The sequence below is a fragment of the Hymenobacter nivis genome (genome assembly GCF_003149515.1).
In the GTDB taxonomy this organism is placed as follows: domain Bacteria; phylum Bacteroidota; class Bacteroidia; order Cytophagales; family Hymenobacteraceae; genus Hymenobacter; species Hymenobacter nivis.
Window position 1 is genome coordinate 1,001,066 of the sequence record NZ_CP029145.1, and the last position, 15,776, is coordinate 1,016,841.

A 15,776-nucleotide genomic window follows, 5' to 3' on the forward strand; every position below is an offset into this window, starting at 1 on the left:
CGCGACGGGCTCCAATCCTGGAAAATCCAGCCCGCAGACAAGCAGGCCGGGGCCCCACCAGCGCCGGTGCCCCTACAGCCCCAGCTGGCGGAAGTTCACTTCCATGCTCTCGATTTGCTGCTCCGAGCCCAGCAGCAGCAGCACGTCGCCGGGGGTGGGGCAGTAGTCGGCCGAGGGGCTCACCGAGAAGCTGCCATCGGCCAGGCGCAGGCCGATGACTGTAGCCCCAGTGCGCGAGCGCACGTCGAGCTCGCGGATGCTTTGGCCCCGCATTTCCTTGCGCAGCTGCTCGTAGCTCAGTTCCTCCAGGCGCAGCTTGTCGGCAGTGAGGCCCGAGATAAGATCCAGGAAGCGAATGACTTCAGGGCGCACTACCAACCTGGCCATGTGCGAGCCACCGATTTCGTCGGGCATCACCACGGCGTCGGCCCCGGCCGAAATGAGCTTACTTTCGGAAGTTTTGAGCTTGGCGCGGGCGATGATTTTGAGACGCGGGTTGAGGGCCCGGGCCGAGAGGGCCACGAACACGTTATCGGCGTCTTTGGGCAGGACCGTGATGAGGGCCGAGGCCCGGACCACACCGGCCTGCTCGAGCACCACATCGGTGGTGGCGTCGCCGAACACCGTGACGATGACGCCGCCCGCGTCGCCCGAGCCATCGTAGTCTTCGCCGGTTTTGCCGTCGCTGATATCTTTCATCAGCTGCTCGTTTTGCTCGATCACCACGATGCGCGCACCGTTGGCGCGCAGTTCCTGGTAGGCGCGCCGACCGTTGGCCCCAAAGCCGCAGAGGATGATGTGCCCACTAAAGCGTTGGATTTTTTGGTCGATCCGGTACATTTTAAACAGGTTGCGCAGCTCGCCGGTAAACAAAAACGTGGTGAACACCGACACCAGGTAGGCCACCATCACTAGGTTGAAGAGGATGTAAAACGACACAAAGATGCGTCCAGCCTCCGAAAACGGGTGTACCTCGCCGTAGCCCACCGTGGCAATGGTGGTGATGGTCATGTAAAACGCGTCGGCCCAGCTCAGGTGCTCGATGAGGCGGAACCCTGTCAGCCCCGCGCTCAGGCTAACGAGCGTGAGCACGAATGCCAGCCGTAGACGGCCCAGGTTGAGGCGCTTAAACATGCACGAAAAGGGAGCGGGATGGCGGCAAGGGCACCAAAGCTACGCCCAGCGGGCCCTTAGAGGTCCCACACAGTGCTACGCTGCTGGCGCCAGGCGCGGCGCGCGTTCATCCAAAACACACCCGCTAAATAGAGCACGACGGGCGAGCCAAACGTAAAAAACGAGGCGTACACGAACGAAAGGCGGATGCTGCGGGTGCTGAAGCCCCACCGCTGGCCCACGGCCGAACACAGGCCAAACGACTGCGCTTCAAGGTAATCGGTGAAGGTTTTCATGGCAGAGGATGTAGGTTGGAAAGGGCCCCGGGCTGGGCCAAGATACAACGCAAACGGGACCGGCCCAACTGTACCGGGTAGCTTTGCGCACTCAAGCCCTATCTTTTTGGCCCCTTGTACGTTTAGGGGGCTCGCTTAAGCCACATTCTGTTGCGTATTATTTCAAATTTAATTTCGAGAGCCCGCCCGGCCGCGCTGCTGGCCGCCGGGGCCCTGCTGCTGGGCTGCTCGCCGCTGCCCAAGGTACTGCGCGCCGCTGAGGCCGGCCGCCAGGCCACGGCCACCCCCGCCCCGCTCACGGCCGTGGGCGAAACCGTGCCCTTTGAGGTAACGGCCCGCGTGCCCGCCGCCCACCTGCGCAAGGGCGTGGCCTACGAGCTGCTGCTCCGCTACCGCTACGACCACGGCCTGCGCGACGACACGCTGGGCCGCGTATCGTTCGTGGTGGGCGACTACGTGTACGACGACGAGCACAAGGGCCTGCTGGTGGCCCGCAAGGCATTCAGCCTGCCCAACACACCCGGCCGCAGCCCCGGCGAGCTGCTGGCCCGCCCCCAGGTGCGCGTGCTGAAGCGCGGCGGCCAGGTATTGCGGGGCCCCGCCGACGTGCACCTGGCCCGCGGCATCGCCGACCCCGCCCGCCGCGTGGTGCGCGAGGACACGGCCCTGGCCCTGCTGCCCGAGAGCGTTACCAACCAGGTCGGCGGCACGCGCATTCTGCCGTTTTTCTTCGACGACGGGGCCTGGTTTATTCGCTCGTTTTTGGGCACCAACGTGGCGGCGCTGGAAGACCTGATTGACGCCAGCCAGCGCACCCAACGCGTGCTCATCACCGCCGGCCACTCGCCCGATTCACTCGATGCCCACAACCCGGCCCTGGCCAGCAAGCGCGTCAAAATGCTGCTCTATTACTATAAGAAGCGCGTCGAAGGGTTTTCGTACCTCAACAAAGTGGCCGACATCAAATTCGACACCCTGGCCTACCGCCGCCGCTGGGACTTATTCCTGAACAAGGTCACGCAGTCGGCCCTCAAGCCCGCCGACCAGGACTCGATTATCGCCATCATCAACGACACGCGCGGCGGCTACGTGGCCAAGGAAAAGGCTCTGCACCGGCTGCAATCCTTCGAGTACGTGGAGCAGTACATTTACCCGGTGCTGCGCGTGGGCACGGTGGCCGTCACCTTCACGGCCCCGGCGCGCTACAACTCGGAGGTGTATTTATTGTCGAAGAAAATTGTGGCCAAGCAGGCCGAGCTCGACGCCCTCACGCCCGAGGAGCTGCGCTACTCGGCCACCCTCACGCCGCTGCTGGCTGAGAAACAGCGCATTTATGAAGTGGCCAGCGCCGCCGAGGGCCGCTGGGAAGCCTACCACAACCTGGGCGTGGTGCTGCTGCTACGCTCCGAAAAGGAAGAAAACCCCAAGGTGGCCCGCGCCTACCAGCGCCGGGCGGCCACCAACTTTACCCTGGCCGCGCACCGCAACCCCACGGCCGAGCTATTTTACCACGCCGCCACGGCCTACCACCGCGCCGGCGACCGCCTCGAAGCCCTCCAGAACTACGACTACGCCATCAAGCTGGGCGGCGACCGGGCCCTGCTGCGCAAAATTATTTCCGACAAAGCGGCCCTGGAAATTGAAATTGGGCAGCCCGACGAGGCCCTGCGCACGCTGCGCTTCGCGGGCCCCTCGTACCAGAACGATATGAATACGGCCCTGGTTTACGTGCAAAAAGGCGGCTACGACCTCGCCGAGGCCCAGTACCGCCAGGCCCTGGCGCGGCGCCCCGGGGCCCCGTCGGCCCTCTACGGCCTGGCCGTGGTGGCCGCCCGCCGCCACGACGAGGCCCAGCTCGCCACTTACCTGCACCAAGCCATAGCCGCCGACCATGCCTTGGCCACCCAGGCCGTCGAGGATTTGGAATTTCAGGACTACGCCCAGGGCGACGCCTTCCGCGAGGCGCTGAAGTAAAGCGCGGCCAACGATGCGATTTTATCGGGTAAAAATACCAGTGGCAGTAGTGTACTTGCAGCTTGTAATCATGCTTTAAGAAAACCTGTTTCTAAATGCCGTTTTCGCCCGACTACGAGGGTCCGCTTGCGCTGTATCAGACTTGGAAACAGAAGGGAGTTACTTGGGGCTCCAACCCAACGGACATCGCATCTTTTCTGGCCAATCAATTTTCTGGCTTCGATCTGTTCGAGCTATTAACTACTTTAGAAGCAGTAGCTTTGGGGAGAAATTTTGAATGGACGGCCATCAAAATCGAGGTAATGCCAAGTGGTAATTTACGCATTGAACACCAATACGACAACCCGGACGATGAGGAGCCATTAATTCTTATTCGCACACTGCACCACAAGTCGCCACGCCGGGCATCTCATGAAGAGATGAGTCTTCCCCTCCGATTGCAGCGCCAAGGGCTTTCCCGCAGATTAATTGGAGCGTGTTATAAGCAATATAAGCAAGCTAAGGTCGATTTAATGACCGTGCAGGCCGGCATGACTGGCGGGGGCTACGCTTGGGCCAGATACGGTTTCGCAGCTGTTCAACTGACAGAAGTACAGCGCATTTTAGATACTGCCGCCGAACGAGGTATCGATGATACGGGAGCAATCCAGGAACTCCGCGAAGACTTGGCGAATTTTCGTGAGCAAGCAGTTGGGCCATTCCCAATTGAGAGTTGGGCACGCCTTCCTTTTGGCGAAAAATTGCTAGCTGGCACGCAATGGGAAGGCGTGCTGAACTTGCGCAACCCCGCTCAGATTCAATAGGACTTACGCAGTATTAGGTAGTAAAACAGGAATGGATGAATCTTTTAATTGTTTCCGCAGCCATTCAGCCCACGGCAAACAGGCGGCTTGATAGATGGTGCGGCCAATGGCGCGGGCGTATTGTTGCAGAGAAACCCAGGCTAAATAACAGCAGGTTAGATGATTGCGCTGCGCCTGTGCCTTGCGGCACTGGCACTTCTCGGACCCCGTTAACTGCTTGAAACTCCGGTGAAACTCTTCCACCTGCCAGCGCACCCGTACTGCATCAATCACCATCTCCCGATTTAGATGAGCCGCTAAGTTATTGGTTATCCCCCACTCAATGCGGCCGTCTGTGGCAACCAGCTTGAAGCGTTTGACCCCAAAGGGCACCTGTTGCAGCCGCACTTCTACGCCCCGACTCCAGCCCCCAACCGGCGGACCCAACGTGTCCAGAGACTGGTAGCCCGTTTCTTTACTTACGCTCACTAACCGATTGCTTTTCAAGGTCGTAAAAAACGTCCACTTGGCCCGCTCAATCACTTTCAGGTTCTCGCTGCTGGCATACCAACTGTCGAAGAGCAGGGTTCGGGCCTGAATTTTTCCCTCCTCCACGACCTGCTTGAACATGGCCTGGAAATGGTCGTTCTTCGTCTGGCCGTCTTGCCCAGGGGCATACACGCGGAAGTCAAGAGGCAGAAAATCACCACCTTCGCCGCTACTATGCACTAAATTAACCAGCCCGATGCCCGTGACCAGTCCGTGAACGTTGCCCGAATACTGGCGTTGCGCCAATTCAATGAAGCGACTGTAGCGCTTATCCTGCACACTGTCGTCCACCAGCAAAAAGGCTTCGGGTGAGTCGTTTAGTAAGGGCTGCACTAACTCGCGTAATTGACTCGCTGAAAAGTCATTGTCCCGCAAAAAACGATACACCTGGTCATGGCTCACCGCCGGTAAATGGGCGGCCAGATGAGTACCCGTATAGCTGCGCGGCGTGTGAAGCAAAAAGTCAATGTAGGTGCGCTGAGTTAACATAAAAGGTCGTTTTTGGCCCAAATTACGCCTTTTGCGTAAGTCCTATTCAAATTTTTGAAGCCTGTCTTTACGGGCATTAGCTGCGTACAAGTCACATGCACCATCCTGCTTTTTCATCTGCTCAAGTGTCACGCTGCGGTTTCGACCCATTGGACGACTTAGAGGTATCCGCTCTTACTGAGCGATACTTTAAGGTAAGGGCCGCGCTTAGTTTTTTATTACGGAGTAAATCCTCGCCGGAGCGCGTATTTAAGTTGTACGCTTTGACTAAAACTGAACTTGAATGGTTCACCCAGTCACATCCGCAAGAAGCCGAGGCTTGGTACCAAGCCTACTTATTAAAGAGTATTAAAGCCGCTTTAAGCGGCTTTTTTTATTACATCCATTCGCAGCAAGGGAAGGACTGCATTTGGCCGCTTCGGGCTCGCCTTGCCCATCCCAAGCGCTGTCGTAGCTTTGCTAAACAGTTCCAAGCCGTTTTTTAAGCCAGCATTTCATGCGTCAGATACAATTCCGGGAGGCCTTGCGCGAGGCCATGAATGAGGAAATGCGCCGCGACCCCCGCGTGTTCCTCATGGGCGAAGAAGTAGCCGAGTACAACGGCGCCTACAAGGTGAGCCAGGGCATGCTCGACGAGTTCGGCGCCGGCCGCATCATCGACACGCCGATTGCCGAGCTGGGCTTTGCCGGCATCGGCGTGGGCGCGGCCATGAACGGGCTGCTGCCCATCATCGAGTTCATGACCTTCAACTTCTCACTGGTGGCCATCGACCAGGTGATTAACTCGGCCGCCAAGCTGCATTCCATGTCGGGCGGGCAGTTTTCGTGCCCCATCGTGTTCCGGGGCCCCACCGGCAACGCCGGGATGCTTAGCAGCCAGCACTCGCAGAACTTCGAGAACTGGTACGCCAATTGCCCCGGCCTCAAAGTGGTGGTGCCCAGCACCCCCTATGATGCCAAGGGCCTGCTCAAAGCCGCCATCCGCGACCCCGATCCGGTGATTTTCATGGAGTCGGAGCTGATGTACGGCGACAAGGGCGACGTGCCGGAGGAAGAGTACATCCTCGAAATTGGCAAGGCTAACGTGACCCGCCCGGGTACCGACGTGACAATAGTTTCGTTCGGCAAAATGATGAAAATAGCCCACACCGCGGCCGACGAGTTGGCCAAGGAAGGCATCCAGGCCGAAGTTATCGACCTGCGCTCGGTGCGGCCGATTGACTACGACACTGTTATCGCCTCCGTCAAGAAAACCAACCGCCTGGTGGTCGTCGAAGAAGCCTGGCCCCTGGCCAGCCTCTCGGGCGAAATTGCCTACGTGGTGCAGCGCCGCGCCTTCGACCACCTCGACGCGCCGGTGGTGCGCATCACCTGCGCCGACGTGCCCCTGCCCTATGCCCCCACCCTCATCGAAGCCTCGCTGCCCAACGTGGCCCGCGTGGTGAAAGCGGTGAAAGAAGTGACCTACGCCAAAGTTTAGGGCCCTGGGAATTTTTTTTGAAAAATCCCCGCTGGTCATACCAGCGGGGATTTTTCGCGTTTGCACCAAAATTAGTCGGGAAGTTGTCCAAAATACGTCGGAACGTCACGCTTACCGGGTATCCGCTTGACTTCCTAAACAGCTTCATTGAGAAAGAAAACTAATACGCAGGCACGTCGCCGGGCTGCAGCTGCGCGGCCGTGGCCGCTGCCAGCTGCCACCCGCCCCACAGCACCGCCGCCAGCACCACCAAAGCTACCGCCTGCCGCCACCGGGACGCGGCCCACCACCGCCAGGACCAAGCCCCCTCGGCGGCCGCAGTGAGCAGTAGTAGGTGTAGTGGCAGCAGGTAGCGGCACTCCACCAGCGTGGGCAGCGCCAGGGCCACCGGCAGCCCCAGGGCCAGTACCGCCCAACCGGCCCCGGGGCCCCGGGGGCCCGCGTGGGGGCCCGGGCGGCGGCGCAGTATGTGCGCCAGCCCCAGGGCCAGCACGGCGTAGTTCAGCAACTGCCAGGGACCGGGGCCCAACGGGCGCAAGTGGCTTGGGTAAGGCGTCGGGTACCACACGTCGAGTCCGTTAAACAAGTGGCGAGCGCAGCGGCCGGCCACGGCCAACGGGTGCCGCCCGACAAATCCTACGTACTCGGCGTAGCTGCCGAACATGCTGCCCGGCACCGCCCGCAGCTGCCGGGCCCCGGCCGCGTCGGCAAATGCTACGCCCCCGTAGTGCGCGGGGTCGAGGCTCGATTCGTAGCGCTGGAAGGCGGTGCCCCAGTTTAGCTGCTTGAGGTAGATGGGCAAGCGGCCATCGTCGGTGGCCAGCACCAGGGGCGTCAGCTTCCCAAAATGGCAGTAATTGATGGCCACCTGGGGCGCCAGCACCAGCGCGGCCCCAGCCGCCACCGCGGCCCAGCGCCGCGCCGCAGGGCCCCAGCCCAGGCCGCACGTGTGCCACCACAGCCACCCCGCCGCGCCCGGCGCGCAGGCCACGTACACGGGCCGCAGGTTGATGGCCGCCGCCAGCAGCAGGCCGCCCAGCACCGCCCAGCGCCACCCGGGCCGGGCCCCGGCGGCCAGCGCCAACAGCAGCAGGGTGAGCGCGGGCGCGTCTTGCAGCGAATAATTGAAGTGGCCGCGCCAAAACGCAAACCCCAGCGCCACCACCAGTAGCCAGGCCCCGCCGTGCAGCGCCCGGCCCGTGGCCGCTGCCCACGCCGCCGGCCCCGCCACCCCAAACAGCAGCACGGCCCAGCCCAACCCCATCAGTTGGGCCCCGGCCAAGGCCGGCCAGCCCGTGGCGTAGCACAGCGCTCGCACCGGCACCAGCAACAGGGGCCCCAGGTAGCCGCGCAGCATCACGGAGTAGTGCAGCAGCGAAAAGCGCAGGCCCGGCTTGAAAAACGTGGCCGCCAAACCCCAGTATTCGCCCGCATCGAACGGCAGTCGGTCGGCCCCGCTTAGGGGCAAGTAGGCGGCGTAGAGGGCCAGCACCACAGCGCACCGCCACGGCCACGGCCAGGGCTGCGCCAGGGCCCGCGCCGCGGCGGCCGGCATACGGCGAAAAAATACGGGGCTCACAGTGGCCAAAGCTACCGGTTGCGGCCCTAAAATTGCGTAGCTAAGGGCCGCGCCCCCCGCACCCTTTCCCACGCCTCGGCCATGAATCACCGCTTGCACCTCAAATTCGAACAGCTTGAGCGGGCTACCCAGTACCTGCTGGCCGCCACCGAGGCCCTGGGCCCCGGCGCCACCCGGGCCCCCGCCCCCGGGGAGTGGGCCGCCACGCAGGTCGTGCATCACCTGCTGCTGGTCGAAAACAGCATTGCCGGCTATATACAGAAAAAACTGCTTGCCGCCGAGCAACTGACCAAGCCCAGCCTGCTCACGCGGGCCCGCATTCTGCTGGTGAACTTACTCTTGCGCCTGCCCGGCCTGCGGTTTCGGGCCCCGCGCGGAGTAGCCGAGCTCACCCACACTCCCCCCGTGCCCGCGCTGCCGGCCCTCCAGGCCGAGTGGGCTGCCACGCGCCGCCGCCTCGAACAATTGCTGAACGAGTACCCCGGCCGCCTGCTCGACCGCGCCATCTACCCGCACCCGCGCGCGGGCCGGCTCAGCATCTACCAAGTACTCGACCACTTGGTCGACCACCTGTTGCACCACCAGCAGCAAGTTGACCGCATCGCCCGGGCCCTCAAAGCGGCCCCGGCCGTCGCGGCCCGCGGCTAGCTGGCGCGGGGAGCCGGCGCCACGTAGGGCGGCATGGCGGCGAAGGCCGCGGCCAGCTCGGGCGGCGGCACGGCCAGCTTGCGGCGGTCGAGGTCAATCCAGGCGCCGTCCACGGTCACGGTGGCGGCCACCCGGCCGTCGGCTTTGTAAATGGTGTGCACAATGGTCCAGCGCCCGCCGTCGGGCGTCACCGACGCCAAGTGGCCATCGACGCGGATTTCCTCGCCGATGCCGATTTCTTTCAGGAATTTGGTTTCCTCGCGGAACAGGATGGGCCCCAGGCGCAGCTGCGCGAACCGGGCCACGCCAAAGCCCCAGCGGGCCAGCACCGCCACGCGCTGGTCGGCGGCATAATCGGCATAGGCAGAGTGGCGCATATGGCCGTTGGGATCCATATCGGCCCAGCGGGTGCGGTAAGTGATGGCGTTTTCGACGGGGTTTTCGGCGGGATTTTCGACGGGCATGGCGGGAAAAAGCGGATGGCTTCCCGCCCGTTGGGGCCCCACGGGGCCGCCCAGCGGGCAGGACAGGAATATTTAAATGGCTTGGTTGGCGGCCTCGGCCAGGCCCACGGGCACGAGCCGAACCAAGTACTGCCCGTCCTCTTCCTCGTCGAGGAAATCAGCCTGGTAGCCGGCGGTGGCGGCGGCATCGTTCAGCAGGGCGGCATCGATAAACAGCCACGGAAACGGTTCGCCAGTTTGCTTTTTATACGACCAGGTGTACTCCACCTCGCCGTAGTAGGGCCCGTTCAGGTCCAGCACCAGAGCCCCTTCCTCGTCCTCGTAGAGGTAGCTCACGTCGGACGACGTGGCCAGGATCTGGCCGTCGGGGGCCAGCAGCGTGCGGGCGTGAACCAGAAAGCGGTCGAGCCCGTCGAGCGTGCCCGCCAGCCCCAGGCCGTTCATGAGCAGTAAAATGGTGTCGTAGGGCCGCTCGCCGGCCGGCAGCGGAGCAAACAGGTCGTGGCGGGCCGCGGTACGCACGCCGCGGGCCCCCATCACCTCCACCGCCCCGGCCGACACGTCCACGGCCTTCACCTCAAAGCCGCGGCTTTGCAGCTCCAGGGCGTGGCAGCCGGCGCCAGCGCCCACGTCCAGCACGCGGCCGCGGCACTCATCGAGGGCGCGGCGCTCCAGGACGGGCATTTGCAGCAGGGTGCGGAAAAAATAGGCGGCGGGCAGCGGCTCGTCGTCGGCCGCGTTGCAGTGTACGGTGAGGGCGGCCGTGGTGCGGCCGCGTTGGTAGTCGAGCAGGGCTTGGCCCAGCAGGTCGGGAGCGGTGAGGGTAGTCATCAGGCCCGAAAAGTAACCAAAACTTCGGGGCCCCGCCGCGCGTTGCACGGGCACGCCCGTTCGTTTCCCCCGCTCATGCTCCCCGATAAGCTCCGCAAAGGCCAGTTGCCCACCAAAATCTGCGCCACCTGCGGCCGCCCCTTCGAGTACCGTAAAAAGTGGCGTAACTGCTGGGAAGAAGTAAAATACTGCGGCGAAAAGTGCCAGCGCAACAAGCCCAAGCCGGGCCCCGCCAGCGTCTAGGCCACCATAGCCCCCGCCGAAAAGATGGGCAGGCGGTGCGTGGTACGCAGCCACGACACGGCCGATTCCAAGTCGTCAAATACGTACACCGACGGGGCGTCCAGGCCATGCAGGGCCGCGTCGGTATAACACTTCACGCGCAGGTTAGGCGAGTGCACCCAGGCCACCTGTTGCACGCCTACCAGCCGCAGGTAGGGCAAAAACTCGCGGGCGAGCCACGCGGGTACGTTGGACGCCATGCCGGTCACGCCCACGTTACCGTTGAGAATGCGCGCGTAGCGCACGTCCAACAAGTGCTGCGCCATGGCCACGCAGTTGTCCTGCACCAGAGCCAGGGTCAAGTCCCCGCGCCAGTCAACGAACAGCCACTCGTTGGCCGAGTCGTAAAAAACGGAAAGGTTGGGGGTTTCGTGCAGTAGTTGTAGTTCCATCAAGTACAAAAAATAAACGGCCAAATACAATTTTGATAGTAAAAATGGAGTAAGGACATTAAAAATAATATGATTTTATTGCGATAATATTTATCGATTAAAACCGTTTATTCCGTCACAAAGAAAGCTCAAATAAAATAAATAAGTGTGCGCACCTAATAAAATTTTGACTACTAATGCTAATGCTACAAATCTACCTTATTTGCTTACAAAAGCAGAGGCAAACGACAGGAAATATCATTCATTTTTTATCCATAGTATTGATTTATAATTTTTTAATCATCAAATTATATTATAAATTCATCGTTAATTCAGCTTGTATAATTACAATTAATTAAGGCTTAAGAGCAATAATTTTAATCTTTTACCAATAGGCAACTCTATTCATTCGTACCATATTACAATAAAATAAAATCTATTATACCCCATCTATGCATATCATCACACTTTGTTCGCATTTGTATTATTATGGTTTAAATCAGCATTTATTGTGAGGCCAGCAACCGGTCGCAACGCCCCCGTCCGGCCCCTCAAGTACCTAGGCGGACCCCCAAATGCTGCGCCTAGCCCGCCCGGTGCGCCAACGGCCGCGCCCACTGTGGCGTATGTTTAGCCTCCATTTCCTCCATCCCATGGCTTCCAATCTCGATTACCTCGCCCCCGCCCTCGAACCGCTTGAAGAAAAAGTAAAGGCCTACCTGCGGGCCGAAGAGGCCCTGCGCAAGGCCCGACTGGGTACTACCGACGCGCCGCGGCAAGCGGCCAACCGCGCCCAGACGGCCGAAACGTTTGAGCAGCGCTCCGCCACCGGCAGCTACGACCAGGCCGCCGACGAGCGCCGGCAGCAGCATCAAACCCTGCACGACGACCTCGTCCGCCTCCGCCACGAAATCATTGAAATACTGCCCATCCGCGATGCCTGGGTGAAGGTAAACCTAGGCTACGGGCCCAGCCGCGTGGGGGCCTGGGCGGTGCCCGGCCCGCCCGCTGGCTACGAGCTGCGCGTGGTGCACTAAGGCCCCATTGGGCATGAAAAAAGGACGAGGCATGGCCCCGTCCCTTTTTAAACCAAAACACCTGACAGAAATAATATGCCCTGATTCGCTTCAATCACTATTTATTAGAGTTATGGGATACGAAAAGGGAGTTATGGGATACAGAAGTGGTACCTTTACCACCACGTTAGCGGGGGGTACGGGACTCTAATAAGGGGTACTGGACTTAAGGGGCAACACACCTGACCCGTCCTGCCAGCATCCTCTTCACCCTACCCCTTCCCCTCAATGGCACGTCCTGTAGCAACTGAAGCTACCATCACCCCCTTTTTGCGCGGGGACAACCTATCCGTGCGGTGGTCATTCCGGGGGCTGAAGTACCGCACTAAAGTCCTTGGGGTTGTCGCACCGGTCCATCTGATGAAGAACGGCTACGTGAAGAACACCCACGCCGACCACATCGGTATCAACCAGAAAATCGAACAAGCCCAAGACCTGCTTAAGCAAGCCACTGCCATCCTGCTAGCCACCGGGGACGTGACCGAACAGCGCATCAACCGGGAATACACTCGGTTGCTGGCAGAAGCGCAAGCAGCGGGGGTGGCAGATGAAGCCGTGATCAAGCGGAAGGCAGCCAAGAAGGAACAGGTACGAAAGATTGATACGGTAGTCCTGATTCCTAGCCTACAGGATGAAATTGCGGAGCTAGAAGCGCAAATAGTTGCCAAGCGGAAGGCAATGGTCAACATGCAGAAGGAACACCACCTGTACCAAGACGATAGGTTGGTGACCTTCCTGGACCGGTACCTGGAACGCAACAAGACCAAGATGGTAGCCGATACCACCCAGCGCACGTTCAGAGCCTTTATCACCACCGTTACCCGCTTTGATGCCAACGCACGGATTCAGGACGTGGGGGAAGACTGGCTGACCAGGTTTGAAACGTGGTTGACCACAACTAATTCCTTCCGCTCTATTCACCATATGGTGCCGAACCCCGTGACGGGGAAGATGGCACGGGGTGCCTTTATCCGCTTTGATGAAGGTACCCCCCGCTTGAACGGCACGGTTACCAACTACATCACCAAGATTAAGACCGTGCTGAACTACTTCAAGTTGCGCCCCGAATTGTTGCCGGTGGACTGCATCTTGACCGATAGCCACAAGCGTTATTCTTTTGAACAACCAATTAGCGATGGCAACGTGGTCGCCCTGGAAGCCGACGAATTGTTACAGCTATTCCGGTTTCGCGATTACCAGCGCAGAACCCACGAACAGGCAATGGACATGTTCTTGTTTCTATGCGCAACATCCCTACGGGTATCGGACCTGAAGAAGGTTGTCCCCGGGGTAGTCCAGCACGGCAGCATCCTGGTCACGGCGCGCAAGACCAAAAAGCACAACATCAAGGCAGTCATCCCCATCAACAGCATAAGCGCTTACGTGCTGGAAAAGTATCAATACGACTTCCCCGCCAACTGCTGCATTGACGACACGCTGATCAATGAACGCGTGAAAGAAGTCTTGAATTACCAGTACCCCAACCACCAGTACGTGTTCCCTTCCTTCCAAACGATGGACACCATCGTCCAATATTGCGGCAGCGAAGAAGTCAAGACCACCGACACCCGCGCCAACCTCATCACCAGTCACAGCGGCAGAAGAACATTCATCAACTTGTGTTTGGATGCAAACGTCCCGCTCAATAACATCATGCAAATGACGGGGCATATCAACGTGACGACCCTGATGGTGTACGCGGACAAGCGTAGGAATATCAAGAAGAACATGGTGAACGTATTCGGCTTCACCAACTACCCTCAAGTCCCAGTACCCTTGCAGCTAGAAGCCTAAAGTTAAGCCTTTGTAACGCCCGTGACTTCGCCAATGCGAAGCTTATTCAAACCAAGGAATGGTATGGAAACTACGCCCGGCTTCTCGCCATCAAATTAAAGGACAAGCAGTTTACCTGGCGACCGCTTTGGAAATTTTCCGAATGGTACCGGGGCTAAAACTGGGAGGGGATTGTGGCATACAAAGGCGGCTACTTCCTCATCAACGACAAGTACACGCCGGCGGTGGTCCAAAGCGAGATGATTTCGGTATTTCACTCAATTTATGATGTCTGAATATTCGTCCTTCCAGCTTTCCTGACGTGTTTTTAAGCTGACTTAATTAACAAACTAAAGGTCCGGTATCATCCTGCTTTGGACCACCGCCTACACGCCTAGTCGCCCCTACCGCACAACGCTGCTTTATTTGCAACAGGTGAAGTAGCACCTGATGTGGCTCGTGAGCTCGTTCTACTGCCTTGTGGACGGGCAATGCAACCGGTAGCCCTCCGCCCCCGCGGCGAGCAGGGTGGCAAAGACCAGCCGGACCTGTTGCAGCAGCACCGGTTGCTTGACGGCTGCCTGGGGGTGTTCCAGCACTTGCCTGGCATCCAATACCCCCCGGGGCAGCCCCGCGTTACCATAGGAGTCCTGCGCCTGGGGGCTCGCGCCGCGTGCCAGGAGTAACCGCAGCGCGGCAAGCGCCTGGTCGAAGGTGTTCGTGTCGGGCTGAAGCGACCACGTGCTGAACAAGGCTGCTCGAATGGCGTCGTGCAAGACCGGGGCGGTCCACGCATTGACGGCAGAGGTTTCCTGGAAGTTTACGTCAGCCCCCTGCTCGATGAGTAGTTCCGCAACGGCGAACTGCCCGGCTTTGAACGCTACTTGCAGCCCCGACTGTCCATCATCTTTTTTGGGTGGCGCGACCCGGCAGGCGGTCAAGTAGGCTTTATCAACCGCCACCCGTTCAGCCGACTGGCAGGCATATACGGTGATTAAACCGAATCACCGCCTTGAAGTCACTATCGACTCCCTGTGGAGCAGGATAGCGACAGTGCAACAGATTAGAACTACTAGTTTAAAGTAAGCCCCTCGCCAGCAAGCACTGCCATGAAACCTTGTTCCGTACTTCTGCTCGGTTCCCTTTTAGTAGCTGCTTGTTCAAAAGAAGCCAAGCCAGTAGAAAAGACTTACTCCTTTAGCTACCAAGGCGAATATTATCCTTCTTTTATGCCGCCGTGCACCATCACGATTGTCGCCCGGGGCTTAACCAATCGCGTCAACCTACGTGCCTACGATGACCGGGGCGCTACTCAAAAAACTATCCTACTGGATAGCGCCCGTTTATCCAACGCCGACCTCACGTTCTTCTTTGCCAAGCTCGACAGTGTACCGGTGCTGAAGCTGGTTACCAAAGAACAAACAGGCACCGATGGCATCACCGTCTACAATACGATTTCAAAAGACAGTGCCTCGAATAAGTTTAAGTTCTGGTCCCCTCGGAAGCGCTCGGCTCCTCAGGAGCACCAGTTGGTCGAGGCGGTCTTGAAACTGTGCGAACGCAAGTTCACCACGCAGAAGGAGCAGGAATATTTCGAGTCGTTGGAGCAGTACTTCGACTTTGGACTGCCTTGCAAGATTACCAGCCTCCGCCCATTTGAGGTCAGAATGTACGGGGGTCTATCTGCCAACGAGGAGCAGGCGTTAACTAAATTTATGCATGAGCTTCCCTCCGACCGTTCTATTCTTGTCGACATGACCAATTTCGAAGGAATGGGCACCATGTTCTATCCCCTGTTTCGAAACCTACTGGCTCGCAACCGTCAAATTGTGTGGGTAGCATCCAAATGGAGCCGAAAGCAGCTACGGGAGATTAAAGTGCCTGCTGACAGAATTACGATGTCCACAGTGGAAGGGAGGGCATTGGTTAAGCGTTTATCAGGCACTGCTGATTAGAGTCGCCTGTTCTATTTTCCCCTCCCTGTGCACGGTGAACGGCATCGGACGAAGCGCCTGAACCAGGGCATCGGGTAGCGCTACCCTTTCGAAGCCGTGATTCAGAACTATTTT

17 protein-coding genes are annotated in these 15,776 nt (G+C 59.4%); 9 read left to right on the forward strand and 8 right to left on the reverse strand.

Annotation, left to right across the window (positions count from 1 at the left end):
* Positions 1 to 72 precede the first annotated feature (72 nt).
* Both DDQ68_RS04340 and DDQ68_RS04345 read right to left on the reverse strand, forming a co-directional pair.
* Entirely contained in the window at positions 73 to 1,134 is a 1,062-nt protein-coding gene (locus DDQ68_RS04340) for a potassium channel family protein (RefSeq protein WP_109655167.1), read from the reverse strand.
* Positions 1,135 to 1,190: 56 nt separating this feature from the next.
* Positions 1,191 to 1,409, reverse strand: a complete 219-nt coding sequence (locus tag DDQ68_RS04345) for a PspC domain-containing protein (RefSeq protein ID WP_109655169.1) — start codon at positions 1,407 to 1,409, stop codon at positions 1,191 to 1,193.
* A gap of 150 nt (positions 1,410 to 1,559) precedes the next feature.
* On the opposite strand from DDQ68_RS04345, the gene DDQ68_RS04350 reads away from it, so the two are divergent.
* Positions 1,560 to 3,383: a tetratricopeptide repeat protein gene (locus DDQ68_RS04350; RefSeq protein WP_109655171.1), complete on the forward strand. Its 1,824-nt coding sequence runs from the start codon at positions 1,560 to 1,562 to the stop codon at positions 3,381 to 3,383.
* A 95-nt stretch (positions 3,384 to 3,478) separates the two neighbouring features.
* Positions 3,479 to 4,186 (forward strand): hypothetical protein, encoded by a 708-nt coding sequence (locus tag DDQ68_RS04355; RefSeq protein WP_109655173.1) that lies wholly within the window; start codon positions 3,479 to 3,481, stop codon positions 4,184 to 4,186.
* A 3-nt stretch (positions 4,187 to 4,189) separates the two neighbouring features.
* On the opposite strand, the gene DDQ68_RS04360 is transcribed toward DDQ68_RS04355, so the two are convergent.
* Positions 4,190 to 5,203 carry an IS701 family transposase gene (locus tag DDQ68_RS04360; RefSeq protein ID WP_109655174.1) on the reverse strand — a complete coding sequence of 338 codons (1,014 nt, stop codon included), beginning with the start codon at positions 5,201 to 5,203 and terminating at the stop codon, positions 4,190 to 4,192.
* Positions 5,204 to 5,298: 95 nt separating this feature from the next.
* On the opposite strand from DDQ68_RS04360, the gene DDQ68_RS22530 reads away from it, so the two are divergent.
* Positions 5,299 to 5,688: a hypothetical protein gene (locus DDQ68_RS22530; protein WP_162549827.1), complete on the forward strand. Its 390-nt coding sequence runs from the start codon at positions 5,299 to 5,301 to the stop codon at positions 5,686 to 5,688.
* Positions 5,689 to 5,699: 11 nt separating this feature from the next.
* Entirely contained in the window at positions 5,700 to 6,683 is a 984-nt protein-coding gene (locus DDQ68_RS04365; protein WP_109655176.1) for a pyruvate dehydrogenase complex E1 component subunit beta, read from the forward strand.
* A gap of 160 nt (positions 6,684 to 6,843) precedes the next feature.
* Here the strand turns inward: DDQ68_RS04365 and DDQ68_RS04370 are convergent, their stop codons facing one another.
* Positions 6,844 to 8,238, reverse strand: a complete 1,395-nt coding sequence (locus DDQ68_RS04370) for a hypothetical protein (protein WP_162549828.1) — start codon at positions 8,236 to 8,238, stop codon at positions 6,844 to 6,846.
* Positions 8,239 to 8,343: 105 nt separating this feature from the next.
* Between DDQ68_RS04370 and DDQ68_RS04375 the strand changes: the two genes are divergently transcribed.
* Entirely contained in the window at positions 8,344 to 8,910 is a 567-nt protein-coding gene (locus tag DDQ68_RS04375) for a DinB family protein (protein ID WP_109655179.1), read from the forward strand.
* On the opposite strand, the gene DDQ68_RS04380 is transcribed toward DDQ68_RS04375, so the two are convergent.
* Positions 8,907 to 9,374: a thioesterase family protein gene (locus tag DDQ68_RS04380; RefSeq protein ID WP_109655181.1), complete on the reverse strand. Its 468-nt coding sequence runs from the start codon at positions 9,372 to 9,374 to the stop codon at positions 8,907 to 8,909. The genes DDQ68_RS04375 and DDQ68_RS04380 overlap by 4 nt on opposite strands.
* Positions 9,375 to 9,446: 72 nt before the next feature.
* Positions 9,447 to 10,205 (reverse strand): class I SAM-dependent methyltransferase, encoded by a 759-nt coding sequence (locus tag DDQ68_RS04385; RefSeq protein ID WP_109655183.1) that lies wholly within the window; start codon positions 10,203 to 10,205, stop codon positions 9,447 to 9,449.
* Between the two features lie 75 nt (positions 10,206 to 10,280).
* Here DDQ68_RS04385 and DDQ68_RS04390 point away from each other — a divergent pair, with 75 nt between their 5' ends.
* Positions 10,281 to 10,448: a DUF2256 domain-containing protein gene (locus tag DDQ68_RS04390; RefSeq protein ID WP_109655185.1), complete on the forward strand. Its 168-nt coding sequence runs from the start codon at positions 10,281 to 10,283 to the stop codon at positions 10,446 to 10,448.
* Here DDQ68_RS04390 and DDQ68_RS04395 read toward each other — a convergent pair.
* Complete coding sequence (locus tag DDQ68_RS04395) at positions 10,445 to 10,879, reverse strand: hypothetical protein (RefSeq protein ID WP_162549829.1); 435 nt, start codon at positions 10,877 to 10,879, stop codon at positions 10,445 to 10,447. The genes DDQ68_RS04390 and DDQ68_RS04395 overlap by 4 nt on opposite strands.
* Positions 10,880 to 11,511: 632 nt before the next feature.
* Between DDQ68_RS04395 and DDQ68_RS04400 the strand changes: the two genes are divergently transcribed.
* Together DDQ68_RS04400 and DDQ68_RS04405 are read left to right on the forward strand one after the other, a co-directional pair.
* On the forward strand, positions 11,512 to 11,895 hold the full coding sequence (locus DDQ68_RS04400; RefSeq protein ID WP_109655189.1) for a hypothetical protein: 384 nt from the start codon (positions 11,512 to 11,514) through the stop codon (positions 11,893 to 11,895).
* Between the two features lie 267 nt (positions 11,896 to 12,162).
* Entirely contained in the window at positions 12,163 to 13,728 is a 1,566-nt protein-coding gene (locus DDQ68_RS04405; RefSeq protein ID WP_109655191.1) for a tyrosine-type recombinase/integrase, read from the forward strand.
* A gap of 449 nt (positions 13,729 to 14,177) precedes the next feature.
* On the opposite strand, the gene DDQ68_RS04410 is transcribed toward DDQ68_RS04405, so the two are convergent.
* Positions 14,178 to 14,648 carry an ankyrin repeat domain-containing protein gene (locus DDQ68_RS04410; protein WP_162549830.1) on the reverse strand — a complete coding sequence of 157 codons (471 nt, stop codon included), beginning with the start codon at positions 14,646 to 14,648 and terminating at the stop codon, positions 14,178 to 14,180.
* Between the two features lie 168 nt (positions 14,649 to 14,816).
* Here DDQ68_RS04410 and DDQ68_RS04415 point away from each other — a divergent pair, with 168 nt between their 5' ends.
* Complete coding sequence (locus DDQ68_RS04415) at positions 14,817 to 15,662, forward strand: hypothetical protein (RefSeq protein ID WP_162549831.1); 846 nt, start codon at positions 14,817 to 14,819, stop codon at positions 15,660 to 15,662.
* Positions 15,663 to 15,776: the final 114 nt, after the last annotated feature.

What these genes read in the sequence shown, in the direction of transcription:
- DDQ68_RS04380 (WP_109655181.1), bottom strand. Translation starts at nt 9,374, where the DNA reads ATGCCCGTCGAAAATCCCGCCGAAAACCCCGTCGAAAACGCCATCACT.
- DDQ68_RS04405 (WP_109655191.1), top strand. Translation starts at nt 12,163, where the DNA reads ATGGCACGTCCTGTAGCAACTGAAGCTACCATCACCCCCTTTTTGCGC.
- DDQ68_RS04375 (WP_109655179.1), top strand. Translation starts at nt 8,344, where the DNA reads ATGAATCACCGCTTGCACCTCAAATTCGAACAGCTTGAGCGGGCTACC.
- DDQ68_RS04400 (WP_109655189.1), top strand. Translation starts at nt 11,512, where the DNA reads ATGGCTTCCAATCTCGATTACCTCGCCCCCGCCCTCGAACCGCTTGAA.
- DDQ68_RS22530 (WP_162549827.1), top strand. Translation starts at nt 5,299, where the DNA reads ATGCACCATCCTGCTTTTTCATCTGCTCAAGTGTCACGCTGCGGTTTC.
- DDQ68_RS04395 (WP_162549829.1), bottom strand. Translation starts at nt 10,879, where the DNA reads ATGGAACTACAACTACTGCACGAAACCCCCAACCTTTCCGTTTTTTAC.
- DDQ68_RS04385 (WP_109655183.1), bottom strand. Translation starts at nt 10,205, where the DNA reads ATGACTACCCTCACCGCTCCCGACCTGCTGGGCCAAGCCCTGCTCGAC.
- DDQ68_RS04360 (WP_109655174.1), bottom strand. Translation starts at nt 5,203, where the DNA reads ATGTTAACTCAGCGCACCTACATTGACTTTTTGCTTCACACGCCGCGC.
- DDQ68_RS04340 (WP_109655167.1), bottom strand. Translation starts at nt 1,134, where the DNA reads ATGTTTAAGCGCCTCAACCTGGGCCGTCTACGGCTGGCATTCGTGCTC.
- DDQ68_RS04390 (WP_109655185.1), top strand. Translation starts at nt 10,281, where the DNA reads ATGCTCCCCGATAAGCTCCGCAAAGGCCAGTTGCCCACCAAAATCTGC.
- DDQ68_RS04370 (WP_162549828.1), bottom strand. Translation starts at nt 8,238, where the DNA reads ATGCCGGCCGCCGCGGCGCGGGCCCTGGCGCAGCCCTGGCCGTGGCCG.
- DDQ68_RS04345 (WP_109655169.1), bottom strand. Translation starts at nt 1,409, where the DNA reads ATGAAAACCTTCACCGATTACCTTGAAGCGCAGTCGTTTGGCCTGTGT.
- DDQ68_RS04365 (WP_109655176.1), top strand. Translation starts at nt 5,700, where the DNA reads ATGCGTCAGATACAATTCCGGGAGGCCTTGCGCGAGGCCATGAATGAG.
- DDQ68_RS04415 (WP_162549831.1), top strand. Translation starts at nt 14,817, where the DNA reads ATGAAACCTTGTTCCGTACTTCTGCTCGGTTCCCTTTTAGTAGCTGCT.
- DDQ68_RS04355 (WP_109655173.1), top strand. Translation starts at nt 3,479, where the DNA reads ATGCCGTTTTCGCCCGACTACGAGGGTCCGCTTGCGCTGTATCAGACT.